At 58.0% G+C, this 13,808-nt stretch carries 10 protein-coding genes; all 10 read right to left on the bottom strand.

What is annotated here, in order from left to right:
* Nucleotides 1–248: 248 nt before the first annotated feature.
* The 10 genes from MJ8_RS07535 to MJ8_RS07490 all read right to left on the bottom strand — a co-directional run bounded on the left by MJ8_RS07535 (nt 249) and on the right by MJ8_RS07490 (nt 13,523).
* Nucleotides 249–1,181 (bottom strand): ABC transporter ATP-binding protein, encoded by a 933-nt coding sequence (locus MJ8_RS07535; protein WP_263649645.1) that lies wholly within the window; start codon nt 1,179–1,181, stop codon nt 249–251.
* 110 nt (nt 1,182–1,291) lie between these two features.
* The gene (locus MJ8_RS07530) at nt 1,292–2,308 is read right to left on the bottom strand and encodes an ABC transporter ATP-binding protein (protein WP_201413792.1); all 1,017 of its coding nucleotides are present in this window, start codon (nt 2,306–2,308) and stop codon (nt 1,292–1,294) included.
* A complete protein-coding gene (locus MJ8_RS07525; protein ID WP_201413791.1) occupies nt 2,305–3,198 on the bottom strand; it encodes an ABC transporter permease in 894 nt (297 codons plus the stop codon). The genes MJ8_RS07530 and MJ8_RS07525 overlap by 4 nt, the downstream gene beginning before the upstream one ends.
* Nucleotide 3,199: 1 nt before the next feature.
* Nucleotides 3,200–4,138 carry an ABC transporter permease gene (locus MJ8_RS07520; protein ID WP_201413790.1) on the bottom strand — a complete coding sequence of 313 codons (939 nt, stop codon included), beginning with the start codon at nt 4,136–4,138 and terminating at the stop codon, nt 3,200–3,202.
* Between the two features lie 13 nt (nt 4,139–4,151).
* A complete protein-coding gene (locus MJ8_RS07515) occupies nt 4,152–5,735 on the bottom strand; it encodes an ABC transporter substrate-binding protein (protein WP_201413789.1) in 1,584 nt (527 codons plus the stop codon).
* A 1,042-nt stretch (nt 5,736–6,777) separates the two neighbouring features.
* Complete coding sequence (locus MJ8_RS07510; RefSeq protein WP_201413788.1) at nt 6,778–7,752, bottom strand: GlxA family transcriptional regulator; 975 nt, start codon at nt 7,750–7,752, stop codon at nt 6,778–6,780.
* Between the two features lie 250 nt (nt 7,753–8,002).
* Nucleotides 8,003–9,523 (bottom strand): trimethylamine methyltransferase family protein, encoded by a 1,521-nt coding sequence (locus MJ8_RS07505; protein WP_201413787.1) that lies wholly within the window; start codon nt 9,521–9,523, stop codon nt 8,003–8,005.
* Between the two features lie 494 nt (nt 9,524–10,017).
* Nucleotides 10,018–11,070 (bottom strand): quaternary amine ABC transporter ATP-binding protein, encoded by a 1,053-nt coding sequence (locus tag MJ8_RS07500; protein ID WP_201413786.1) that lies wholly within the window; start codon nt 11,068–11,070, stop codon nt 10,018–10,020.
* A 161-nt stretch (nt 11,071–11,231) separates the two neighbouring features.
* Complete coding sequence (locus MJ8_RS07495; protein ID WP_201413785.1) at nt 11,232–12,230, bottom strand: ABC transporter permease; 999 nt, start codon at nt 12,228–12,230, stop codon at nt 11,232–11,234.
* A 279-nt stretch (nt 12,231–12,509) separates the two neighbouring features.
* Nucleotides 12,510–13,523, bottom strand: coding sequence for a LysR substrate-binding domain-containing protein (locus MJ8_RS07490; RefSeq protein ID WP_201413784.1), 1,014 nt, complete (start codon nt 13,521–13,523; stop codon nt 12,510–12,512).
* Between the last annotated feature and the right edge of the window lie 285 nt (nt 13,524–13,808).

The following is a 13,808-nucleotide window of genomic DNA, read 5'->3' as shown; positions in this document are numbered from 1 at the left end:
TCTGGTCGTGGCCGAGTAGAGGGCATGAGAAACGCGGCCGATTTGCCAGAAGCGAGTTTTTGTACAACAAGGCTCGCGTTACCATCGCCAGCGTCGCGAACTTTAGCCCGCGAGGCGACAGCACGTTGCGCGGCACCCCTCCCTACTAGTCTATAATTCACGCGAGGGCCTGGACCAACCTTGCCGCTTCCGCTTCATCAAGCTTGGCCTAAACCTCACGTCGCGGCCAAGCAGGACCGGTCCAAGCTTTACAAGCATTTGGTTTTGGTCGAGATAGGGTGCGAACGAAATAGGCCAGAACTGATTTCACGCTTGAGCGGGAAATGGCATCTGAAGCTGTGCTCCGCGTCATCCGGACTTGTTGAAGATTCGGGGGACACGCGGCAGCAAATATCCTGTGCGTAGCGACAACGGGTGTGAAACTCGCAGCCGGATGGCCGCCGCAGTAGGCTGGGTACCTCCCCCTTGAGCTCGATCCGATTAAGAACCGCGTCCGGATCAGGCTCTGGATTGGCGGCAAGCAATGCTTCGGTGTAGGGATGTCGCGGATGCTCGAAAATACGCTCGGTCGAACCGACTTCTATGAAGCGGCCGAGATACATGATAGCCATTCGATCGGTCATATGGCGGACGACGTTGAGATTGTGCGTTATAATCAGGATCGCGATGCCGAGTTCGTACTGAAGTCGCGCGAGAAGATTGAGCACCTCGCCTTGCACTGAGACGTCGAGGCCTGCGGTTGGCTCATCGGCGATGATCAAGTCGGGACTCAAAGCAAGTGCACGAGCGATGCCTACGCGCCGGGCCTGACCGCCGGAAAGTTGGTGTGGATAGCGACGAGCCAAGTCGAACGGCAAGCCGACCATGCGCAGGAGGCGCTCGACTTCATTTCCGGCTTCTCGACCTTTCAGTCCGTGGATGCGAAAGGGCTCCGTCAGGAGCGATTTAACATTCAGCCTTGGCGAGAGTGAGCCGACCGGATCCTGGAACATCATCGCCATGCGGCGCAGGTATGGCTTCCGTTCAGCCCCGGTGAGTTCCTCAATTTCCCGCCCGTCGAATTTGATGCTGCCGCCTACAGCCCTCTGCAGGCCGATTAGGGTGCGGGCAATGGTGGATTTGCCTGAGCCGCTTTCACCGACAAGGGCGAGAGTCTCGCCCTTGCGGATTTCGAAAGACACTCCACATACTGCGTCTATGAAGGGGGCTGGCGTCTTGGTTGCAAGTGCCTTCAGCGGACCCATGGTGCGGAACCGTACGCGTAGGTCTTCGACTCGAAGAAGAGGCGCGCTCATGCCAATGCCAACCGCTCTTTGTCGAGGAGGTGGCACCGCGAGAGCTGGTCAACGCCAGCGCGGTGCTCGGCCGGGCTTTCTTGCGCACACCGATTGAAGGCATGGGAGCACCGGGTGCGAAAGATGCATCCCACCTTGGCGCCGAGCAGACTAGGCACCTCGCCAGGAATGGTGGGCAAAGTGCGCGTGCTTTTCTTCATTCGCCCGGGATCGCAGTCCAGCAACGCACGCGTGTAGGGGTGAGCAGGATTGTGGAATATATCTCGGACAGCACCCTCCTCCATAACTTCGCCCGCATACATAACTGCAACCCTGTCGCACAACTCAGCCACCGCGCCGAGATGGTGGGAGACGAAGAGAATTGAGCAACCAATCTCAGCTTGCAGATCCTTCAGCAAATGAATGATCTGCACTTCCAGCGTTGCATCAAGCGCAGTGGTTGGCTCGTCGGCGACGAGGAGCGCAGGTTTCACAAGCAGTGCCATGGCGATGCAAACACGCTGACGCATGCCGCCAGAAAAATGATGAGGATACGCGCCTATCCGGCTTTGCGGGTCGGGGATTCCGACCCGGCGGAGCATCTTGAGGGCACGATCGCGCTTTTCGCTTCGGTCCCCTCGATATTTGTGCTGGATGTCGATCATCTGGCTTTCGATGGTCCGAACCGGATTAAGCGCAGTCATCGGATCTTGAAAAATCATCGAGAGACGATCGCCTAGCAGAATCCGGCGCTCGCGGACGGGCATTTGGAGTAGGTCTTTACCTTCGAAGAGGATGCTGCCAGCTTTCACGTCTGCATTTTCAGACAGGAGGCCCATCACTGCGTACGCGAGCGTTGACTTTCCGGACCCGCTCTCGCCGACTAGGCCAACTACCTGTGTGGCCGGGACGCGGAGCGAAACATTGCGAAGGGCATGAACACGCCCGCGCGGCGTGGCGAAATCCAGACTTAAGCCACGGATCTCAAGAAGTGGCGGAGCGGACGTTTGCTGTACCAGATCGTCGCTGCTCATAGCTCTTTCCGCAGTTTGGGATCAAAAATGTCTCGTAGGGCTTCGCCGAGAAATGTGAAGCCGAGCGTTGCGAGGACAATCGGAATGCCGCTAGCGACCACCAGCCATGGGGTTTGGCTTATATAACTGTAACCATCGTTGAGGACCGCTCCCCAGTCAGGTGTCGGTGGCCGGACTCCCATCCCGAGAAAGCTGAGCCCTGCTTCCCAAGCGATGACGGCAGGTACATCCATGCTCACCAGTATAAGAAGCGGTCCGATCGCATTAGGTAAAACATGGAGCCCAAGGATGCGGGTCGTGCCTGCGCCCATGCTGCGCTCTGCAGCTATGTACTCACTGCTCAGAAGCGCCTGGGCCTGCGTGCGCAGGACGCGCGCGTAGATCGGGACCGACGTTATTGCGATGACAAAAATGATGCTGACCAAGCTTGAGCCCAGCAAAGCGATAACCGCGAGCGCGAAGATGATGCCCGGAAACGAACGAATCGTGTCGAAGATAAGCAGGAGCAGATTGTCCAGCCAACGTGGCCCAAAGGCCGCAATGAGACCAAGCACGATGCCAGTCGCCAACGCACTGCCAAGAGAGGCAAAAGCGACAATGAGCGGGATGCGGCCGCCCATGATGACGCGCGAGAACGTGTCGCGGCCCAACTGGTCCGTGCCCAGCAGGAAATCCAATGACGGAGGCGCCAGACGAGGTCCAGCCATAATTCTAATCGGATCATGCGTGATAATCAGGGGAGCGAAGAACGCGCTCGCGAAGACGAGCACAACGAGGGCGGCTCCTAGCACGCCTAGGCGATTCTTGAGGAATTGCCGCAAAAATGTGTCAAAGCTGCCTGTCGCCGCCGCATCGTTGGGTTCGGGCCGGGTAATCTCGAGACCTACCATATCAGAGCTTTTCCCGCGTTCGCGGATCGAGGAATGCGTTGACAAGATCGGAGAGCGTCGTGGCTGCAACGATAAGGAACGTGGTAACGAGCACGACCCCCATAACAATCGGATAGTTGCGGGTGTTGACTGCATCCACGATCAACTTGCCGATGCCCGGCCGAGCGAACACCACCTCGATAAAGACGGCGGACGAAAGTAGCCATGCGATACCGACGCCGAGGATGGTGACCGTCGGCAGAATAGCAAGCGGTAGTGCGTAGCGGGCAACGATGCGCCATTCCGAGATCCCGAAGGAGCGAGCCATCCGCACGTGATTTTCTCCCAGGACCTCAAGCATGGATGCACGTACCAATCGGGAGATATAGCCGACCCAGCCGAGACCTACGGCGAAGGCCGGGAGGATGAGATAGATGAGGCCATCCTTGAATCCACCGCCGGCTCCGATCGCTGGCAACCAGCGCAAGGTCACCGCGAAAAACAGCAGCGCGTAGACCGCCACAACGAAGGAAGGAATTGCGATCGCTGCGACCGTCACGATGCCGGTTACTTGATCGACTATGGAGTTACGCCTTATGGCAGAGTAGCAGCCAAGTGGCACGGCGATCATGACTGCCCACAAGATGGAGACGAAGATCAGTTCGATCGTATAGGGCAATTGCTCGAAAACTATATCCCTAACAGGCCTTTGGCTGAACGCGTCGAAACCGAGATCGCCATGGAACACCCGGCCAAAAAAGAGAGCGAGCTGGACAGCAAGAGGTTTGTCGAGGCCCAATTGGCGATGTATCTGAGCAATCATCTCTGCAGATGCCCTTGGGCCGAGCAAAGTTATTGCTGGATCGCCGGGCACGGCGTGGATCATTAAAAACACAAGCGTCATCGCGGTAGCAACGATTGCGACCGCGAGGACGGTGCGCTTGAGGAGATAGAGCCACATCCTACCGCAGGGCCTAGGCTGGCTGGAAATCGTAAAATAGCGGGGCCCCGTCCGGCCGCGTTGAGGCCAGCATCTCCGTGGTACGATACATAATCGGATTGGCCCCATTGGTCAGGAACCGGTAGCATCCGGAGTCCTCCATCAGGTCCTGCATCTCCTGGTAAAGTTTCCCGCGGGCATCCGGGTCCTCCACCGTATTTGCCTTGGCTGCAAGCTCATCGTAACGGGCGCTACGGAAGCGCTCCCAGTTCCAGATGCCCACTTGATTTTGCAGGAATGGGTTAGTGTTGTAGTTCGGGTCCGGAAGGCCGATGAACCCATTTACGATAAGCTGCAGGTCCTTCCAGCGCTCGCCCTGCGATTCCGATCCAAGCGTCCAGAATGTGCTGTTATCTCGGGCATTGACCTCGATCGTAATCCCGATCTGGGACAATTGTGCCTGTACCGTCTGGGCTATAGTTGTGTTCGTGCTGTCGTTTGTACAATCGATACTCAGGCTCAGATTGTTCACGCCGGCCTTTTCCAGAAACTCCTTTGCCTTTGCCAGATCGCCCTCAGGCGGAACGAGCGCCTTGGGGCGGTGCCCGACCAGTCCCGGAGCAATTGTGCCTGTCGCCACATTGACCTGGCCCGCAAATGCCGCATCCAGAATTTGCGGCACATTGATAGCCCACTGAATCGCCTTGCGGACATTGACATCCTTCAGCTTCGGATGGTCCATGTTCATGCCGATCCAGTAGTACCAAAGGGAGGGCCATTCCTCGACCTTGGTGTTGGGCGGTGGATTGCTCTTAAAGCCGGCAAGCGAATCGAGACTGATAGAGGTGAAATCCACATCGCCTGCTAGATAGGCGCGTTCTCGGGCTTTGAGGTCGTCGACCGGCACAACGCGGATTTCATCAAAGCCCGGCTTCGGCCCCGACCATTCCGGGTTGCGCGTCAAAACTATGTATTGGCTGGGCTTCCAGTCGGCGAGCACGTAAGGGCCGGAAAACGCCGGCGGCTTGAGGCCGAAATCGCCACCGTCTTTGGTTGCCTTCATTACCGCGTCTTCGGAAAGGACGTGACCGGTAGCGTCGGTCAGCGAAAGGAGCCAAACTGGTACAAACGGCGTCTTGAATACCAAGACGCCAGTATAGTCGTCCTCCAACTCAACACGATCTAGCGAGCCCCATTGAGGTGCAAGAAAGGACTTTTGTTTGAATATGCGTTCAAATGAAAACTTCACGTCCTTCGCGGTCATTTCGCCATAACCGCCAGTGAATTTGATACCTTTTTTTATTCGGAAGCGGATATGTGTCGGATCGACCTGCTCGATGTGTTCTGCGGCGTCCAGTTCCCAACCCCACTCGGAACCCGGCTTGTACCGTATGAGCTTCGAATAGATGCAGCTCATAACGTCCACTTCCACCTGGCGGTTGTAGAAGGCGGGATCAAGTTTGGTGATGTCGCCATCTGAACACGCCCTGAGCACCTTGCCCTCGGCTGCCCATATGACCTGCGACAACGGCAGACCGCCCGCGACGATCCCGCCGCCAATCGCGGCGCCAGTCTTGAGAAGGGACCGGCGGCTAACATTGTCCACGGTGTGTTTCATGATCGCTCCCATTGATTTTTATCTAGTCAGCATTCGGTCAGAGACTTACGTCAAATTCAGTTTGTGTATAGAGATCATCCGGTTTGGAGATGAAGCGGCGCTGGCGTAGGCCGTAATCCTAGTCCGGGCCGCTTTGCCTAGGGACACTAGCGACGCGGGCGCGGACCCCGGGCCTATTGCTGCAATATTGGGTGATCCCGGATACCGCGGTTAAGCGAGAGGACCTCCAAGTGTTTCATAGTGGCTGATTACAAGTCGTAGACCAGATCCAATTTCCGCTGTCGGCAACTTCCGGCGCACAACCACCGCCGCCTCCATATCCACTTCGTCCACCTGAAAGATAGCTACGAGTGGCGACCGTCCACGTTGTCAGATCGGCTTCCTGCCAAAGTGATTACCTAACGCAAAGCTATCTGACCGGCAAAAACCAGCAACCGGATAAAAAGTTATGTATCACAGTACTAAATGTTATCTGACTAAGCTCTGTGGTTAATCTCATCGGGGTTCCCAGGTATTCGAATTGCGTCCCATTTCGACCGACAGTCGGCCGGAGCAGAAGGGCTGAGGGAACAAGCTTGAGGATATGTCTATCGACGGATCGAAGTGATCATTGACGACGTCCTCGCACTTTTTGCGTCTTTACCGAGACGCTTTCCCCGCGCAAAACCTGCGCAACGAGCATCACTGAGCGCGCGTTCTGACGGGCTTGGTCGCAAGACCCAGCTTAAGCCGCGGTGAAAGGCCAGGTCCCGCAAAGTGCGCTGACGTTGCATCGAGGCCGTGAGCTTCTGATCCGACGCGGACCATGCTGGTCAACACACACTGCTGGGCCATCTGCCCGGGGCCGGGATTTGACGGGCCAGGGCATAACGCCCGGAATAAATGAATGAGGCAACGCTCGGTCCTCAGGGAGTATCGTTAACGTGAGGCAGAACAGTGTCCGCATCCAGATCGACGCGCTAGAGGCGGCATGCTTCGATCTCGCCGACCTCCCGCTTGCGGAACGCATCTGCTATTCAATTCGAGGTGCACTATTACGAGTCTAGCCGAGGCCACGCCCCACCCAAGCCGGAACCATTGCGCGGCACTTTTGAGGCGTGATGCCATTGAACATTCTGAAGCACTTCGCGAAATGCGACGGTGAAATGAAGCCACATGCGATCGCGACGTCAGTGATGGGCAAGCGTGTGCCCTCGATCAGACGTTTGGCGTGATCGACGCGAATGCGCAGATATTGACGCACCGGCGGCATGCCGACATGCGTGGAGAACAAGCGTTCCAGTTGCCGCCGCGAGACGCCAGCCCGTCGTGCCACCTCAGACATGGCGAGCGGGGACTCGATGTTTTCCTCCATGATCCTCATGGCCATCAGAAGTTTTTCGCTCACGCCTGCAAATGCGACACCGGATGGTCCTGTTTGGCGGTTTGATCCGGATCGCTGGCCATCGACAATGGCGTGGCGGCAAACCTCCTGCGCGATGAAGGCGCCGGCGTGGCTGGCAATGAGATCGATGGCCAGATCAAAGGCTGCCAATTCACCGGCGCAGGTCGAGAACTGACCGTCCCTGATGAAGAGAGTGTCCCGGATTCGCGGCTGGGTGAACACCTCGGAGAAGGCAGCAAGCCGGGACCAATGGATCGTGCATCGCGTGCCCGCCAGAAGACCGGTCTGGGCGAGCAGCCACGTCGCTGTTCCGACGGCGGTCACCGGTACACCGTGTCGTGCAGCCGTGCGCAAGTAGCTGTTGAGTTGTGGCGTGAACTGGTGTTCCACCTGTTCACCGGCAACGACCGCCAGACAATCCGGCTTAGGTTGCGAAGCTTGCTGGTTGCCGATTGCCGTGTCCACGGCGATCGAGATGCCGTTGGCACCCTGGACGGCACGGGTATCGAGCCCTGCCACCCGCCAATGGAACAGCTCCGATCTCGACACCGTATTGGCTATGCGGAATGGTTCGAGGAAGGCGTGCAGCGCAAGATGCGAGAACCCTGGCAAAACCAGAACCAGCAACTCCATCGAGCAGCCGCCAGTCGGACCGTCAAGCCGGACCGGTGAGGTGATAGCGGTTATGTTTGGTGGTGCGTTCATCGGCTTTCGTCATTCGATGGGCGGGCCTGATCCCGCCTGTATCACCGGGGCCCGAGGCCGTCCGGGCCAGTACCTAAGAAAATTTCCATTCCAGACGGGCACCCTGCGGCTTCCTCCTCGCAATCCCCGAATAATCGATCACGTCGCCGCGGCGGGCACCGGGGCATCGCCGACCGCGCTAGAGCACGGCATCGCCGATTTCGTTCTCCCTACGCTTTATGAAGTCCAGAAGCGCCTCGTCGATCGCTTCGTCGATGGGCGGTGCCTCATATTCCTTGAGCGCCCGAACAGCCGCTTCGAGTCCCCGGGTGTTGGCATCCTTGGAACCGTTGAAGGACCATTGCTCAAAGCTGTCATGGTTCATCAATTCGGGGACGAAAAAGGCATGCTCGAAATTCTTCAGCGTGTGCTCCGTTCCCAGATAGTGAGACCCAGGCTCGCTCTGCCGGATCGCATCCATCGCTTCGTCAATCTCGCGCAAGGCGATACCCTGTCCCAGCTTGTAGAACATCACCATCTGCTCGGCGTCGAGCATGAACTTGCTGTAGCTTTGGGTCAAAGCCGCCTCGAGATAACCGGTCGTGGAAAGCACAAAGTTCGCGCCGGCGATAAGCGCGCCGTACATGTTGCGCGCGGCCTCATAACCGGCCTGGGCATCCACGAGCTTCGAGCTCGTGTTGCTGCCGCTGCAGCGCCAGGGCAGCTTGTAGTGCCTGGCCAATTGACCGACCAGCAAGTTCATGTGGCAGATTTCGGGCGTGCCGGCCATCGGCGCGCCGCTCTTCATCGACACCGTCGCCAGCCACTGGCCGTAGATGCAAGGCGCGCCGGGCCGCACCAGCTGCGCAAAGGCGATGCCGGCAAGAGCCTCCGCGTTGAGCTGCGCAACCGCCGCTACGGTGCTCGCCGCGGTGCTGGCGCCGCCCAGAACGAACGGAGCGAATATCATGGCCTGGTTGTTGGCGGAATAGACCTTGACTGCATCGAGCATGGTTGCGTCCCAAACCAGCGGGGAATTGCAATTAGCAAGCGATATGAGGACCGTGTTGTCCTGGAGGAATTCATCGCCGAAGACGATCTTGGCCATGGCGATCGTGTCTTCCGCCCTCTCACGCGAGGTCACCGCACCCATGAACGGCTTGTCGGAATAGCGTATCAGGCTGTAGTTCATATGCAGGTGGCGCTTGGGGACCGCAACGTCCATCGGCTCGCACAGTACACCGCCTGTCATGTGGATTGCTGGCGCCTGATAGGCGAGCTTCGCGAAATTGACGAAATCCGCGATTGTCGAGTTCCGCCTCCTGCCCTCCAGATCGAGCACGTTCGGCGATCCGTAGGCCGGAACGAAGATGCTCCTCCTGCCGCCCAGGCTGATCGTCTTGGCCGGATTTCTGGCAACGACGGTGAATGCTTCGGGAGCTTTAGCAACAAGCTCCAGGAGCTGATTTCGGTCGATCCTCACGCGCTGGCCGTTGACGTCGGCGCCAGCCGCGCGCCAAAGCGCGACCGCCTCGTCATCACGGAATTCGATCCCTATTTCTTCCAGAATCTGCATGGATATATTATGAAGCCGAAGCAAGTCTTCTTGGCTCAGCAAATCCATATAAGGCAATCCGCGGTCAAGCGGCGGCAGGAAAGTAACCGTTCTGTCAGAACGCAATTTTTGCCGAGCGCCTCGGCCGCCTGATCTCGACGACATTTTTTGATCCCTAATTATAAATCGGCAATATACGGCCCGGTGATCACGCGAACCACCAATAAAAAATAATGTAACTTATGAACTGAGGTTATGAGCGTACCCGACCCACATCATCCCTCACGCAAGATCCCGGCCTTAAAAACGCCAAGCCTGTGCCGGCGGCGCATCGGTTGGCGCCCAGCTCTCATGCAAGTTTCAGAACCTTAGCGCCCAAAAAAGGCGGCGTGCAGACCAGGCTGCTGGACGGCCCACCGAGCTCCAGTGTGGTGCGGGCAACGAAACGAAAGGCTTCCGAGCTCAGGAACCAGACTGGTATGTCTTCAAAGCCGTGCGAGAGCTTCGACCTGAAGAGTTCTACGATCGCTGTTGCGGGGGTCGAAGCCGAACGAACGAGGAACTCCTAGTCCCTCCCGCGGGCGGATCCGGCGCCTGCATTGCCCCTTGCCGATCATTGGCAACAGCGACGGCAAACAGTGGAGCCGACAGCGACTCTATTAAAGACGCTCATGCACGCCGCGCAGGATCGACGATGCGGTGATCACACCAACATCGAGCCCGCTACCGTCGACCACGACCATGGGAGTGTTGCCATTTCGATTGGACAGACCAAGCAGTTCCTCGATCGGCGTATCCAGTCTTAGCCGCGGAGCATCGGCTAAGGGCTGGCCCTGCCCGACCGTCTTGAACTCTTCGAGGGGCAACATCACCGTCTCGGCCTTAAGAAGCTTCAACCGACTGCTTCCCTGGACGAATTTTTCGACATAGGGGTCATTCGGGCTGCCGAGTATCTCGTCGGCCGAACCGATCTGAAGCATCTTGCCGTCTTTCATGACGCCAATATGGTGTCCGAGCCGGACCGCCTCATCGAGGTCATGAGTGATGAACAGCGTGGTCTTTCCCAATTTCGTCGACAGCGCCTTGAACTGATCCTGCAATTCCCGCCGAATGAGCGGATCAAGGGCCGAGAAGGGTTCGTCCATCAACAAAATCGCTGGATCGGCCGCCAGCGCTCGCGCAAGACCAACCCTTTGCTTCATTCCGCCGGAAAGCTGATCGGGGTAACGGTCACCCCAGCCGGCAAGCTGGACGAGCTCGAGCTTTTCCTCCGCGATTTCACGGCGCTGCCGCACGCTTGCCTTTCGCAGTTCCAGGCTGAGAGCGACGTTGTCGCGAACGGTGCGATGGGGAAGCAGCGCGACGTTCTGAAAGACCATCCCCATGGTACGCGCGCGCAGCTCGCGCATCTCGTTTTCGGATTTCTGGTTAATGTCTTCGCCGCCGACGATGATCTGGCCGGAGCTGGGTTTGATCAGACGGTTCACGTGACGGACCAGCGTCGACTTGCCGCTTCCAGACAGCCCCATAACGCAGAAGATCTCACTTGCCTCGACCTTGAAGGAGACACCGGCAACAGCTGCGACACAGCCATATTTTTCAAGGAGCGCAGCCTTGGAAAGATCGTTGCGCTGGACGCTCGCGAGATCGAGTTTGGAGCCCGTCCCGAAGACCTTCCAGACGTCTTTGAATTCAACGGAATGCGCTTTCAAAGGTAAGCTCCACTATTGAGAAGTTTCGCCCGGCCGAACAACGGCTGATGGCGGGCGAACCAGCGTGCTTTTGTTTCGCCTTGGCAGCCAGTTTCCCGTTGATAGAAGTGGCCTTTGCGGGGCCAGGCGCAGCGACAGAGGTTCCACGTTAAGCGGGCCGTTCATAGTCGCTCCCCTTTGTTTGTAGAGAGGAGTTCGGCGCCGGTCGCTTTCCAGTCTTGCGTGGCGGGGGATCTATAAGGTCTGAGCATCATCGTAAACACGGATGCTGGTCCCCGCCTGTACCAGGCGACATGGCCGAACTGTCTGCGTCGCGACATCGCGGCTTGCGTCAGGCGATCAAGGATGACGGCAAGGATAACGATGCCGATCCCGCCGGTCGCGGCGAGGCCCACATCCAGCCGACCGATTCCGCGCAGGACCATCTGGCCAAGTCCGCCGACGGCGATCATCGACGCAACGACGACCATTGAAAGCGACATCATCAACGTCTGATTGACGCCCGCAAGGATGCTCGGCAGCGCCAGCGGCAACTGAGCCTTGAACAGAAGCTGGTTGTTGGTGGCTCCAAAGGCGCGCATGGCTTCCACGACTTCTTCAGGGACCTGCCGGATGCCCAGAGCGGTGAGCCTGATGACGGGTGGAAGTGCAAAGATGATCGTCACGATCACGCCTGGCACATTGCCAATCCCGAACAGCATGACGACGGGCACGAGATACACGAACGAGGGGATCGTTTGCATTGTGTCGAGGATCGGCCGATAGATCGCCGCCGCGCGCTCGCTGCGACCGGCAATCACCCCGAGCGGTATCCCGACGATCATGCAGAAGACCACTGCCGTGAAGACGAGAGATAGTGTCGTCATCGTTTCACCCCAAATGCCGAGGAGACCGACAACCACCAACAGGCCCGCCACCTGGAGCGCCAGACGCCAGCCGGCGATCTGCCAGGCAATCAGGCCGACGAACACGATGGTGACAAGCGGCGGTATGCCGTTTAGCCCGACACTAAAAGCCGTGAGCAACTTGTCGAAAGGCCATTTCAAGGTCTGGAACAGCGGGCGATAATTGGTGACCACCCAGGTCAACACGTCCTGAACCCACTGACTGAAGGGCAAGTGCCAGCTCTTGAATGGATCTAAGATATCGGCCAGACTCAACGAAAGCTCCTTTCGACCAGAAACGACTATCGAGCGCTTTCTGGATACCGCCTATTGGATGGCGCCACGCCGCCTTGATTTCTCCAAAAGCAGACGGATTGGCTGCAGGCGCAGCACTGCTGCCCAACAGCTAGAACAGTCGCTGCATGCGTCGCATTGGTCCGCTCACTCCCGCCAGGGGTCCACATCGCGAGTTGTGGCCCTGTCACTTCAAGGAACGCTAGTCACGCGGGCGCGACAAAACAACCGAAGAAATAGTTATACGCGGCCGACTAAATGTTATCCTGCGGGCGCCTTCGAATTTGCGGCTGGCGCTTCGTGATCCAGCGCGCGCGCGGCGCCGACGAACTCCGCACTTGGCGCAGGCGCGGCAGGCTTGAGGTCCTTAACCTCGGCGATCAGCCAGTCTCGAAAGATCTGGACATCTTCGCGTCCGGCCGCTGTGTCCGGAATCACCAGATGATGCTTTCTGCCGGTGAGATAGCTTTCCCCGAGAGGTCTGACCAGCGTGCCTTCATTGACATAGTCACTCACCAGATGACGCCACCCCAGGCCGATGCCGTAGCCTCTGATTACCGACTGCATCATGGTTGGATAGTTGTTGAAGGTGATGGTGCGCTTGAACGAAGGCGAGACCCCGAACTGCTCCAGCCAATGCACCCAATCGAAGGGCGACCACGGATAGGCGGACCAGTGCTGGTCGTCCATCACCAGGAGCACCTCGTTAACCAGATCAGCCGGGGTCAGGATTTGCGGCGAGTGGGGCTCGTAGGCTTTGCTGCAAACAGGAAAGACCTCCTCGCTGAAGAGTTCGGTCGCGGTGAAGCCAGGGCGCGGCAGATGTCCCATGACCACTGAAACGTCAAAACCGTCTGTGGCCGGCGCCGGACTGCGCTCGAGCGAGACCAGGTGGAGATCGACCTTGGGATTTGCGGCGACGAAGTCGCCGATGCGGCGGCTCATGAACAGGGTCGCGAAAGACATTGGCATACCGACGGTAAGGGGCTGCGCCTTCTGTCTCCTTCGCACGCTGTCGAAGGCCGCCGCCATATGCCCGAGGCTCAGCGTCACGGCCTCGAACAGCTCCTCTCCGGGAGCCGACAGCGAGACCTTCTGGTTGCCGCGGTTGAACAGCTGGACTTGCAGATGGTCTTCCAGCGTCAGAATGTGGCGGCTGACTGCGGCCTGGGTAACCGAAAGCTCGTTGGCAGCCTTGGTAAAGCTTAAATGCCGTGCCGCGGCCTCAAATGCCCGAAGGGCGCTCAATGGAAGCCTGCGATAGTCCTTCGACATGACAAATTGTTATACCGGTCCCGACAAAAAGTAAATTGCGCCTCTTCCTTTTCTCTATAGCATGGCAGCGATCGATATCAATGATCTCAATCAGGCAGGCCGATGGGGGTATAGTTCGAGCCATAGGTTGAGCGTGTTGGAGCGTATCTGGTCACACAAATAAAAGTCATTGCCTGGGAGCGCATTCCGGACGGCAGGCATCTTCGCGCCGGTAGGCTGCTCGACACAAGCGGAAGAGACAGCACGACAAAGAGGCAACAAGGTCAAGCACTGTAAAAAGATCTG

Origin of the sequence: Mesorhizobium sp. J8 (assembly GCF_016591715.1) — a bacterium.
Taxonomy (GTDB): Bacteria; Pseudomonadota; Alphaproteobacteria; order Rhizobiales; family Rhizobiaceae; genus Mesorhizobium.
The sequence above is the reverse complement of the archived record's forward strand: the minus strand, read 5'-3'. Positions and strand labels throughout refer to the sequence as shown.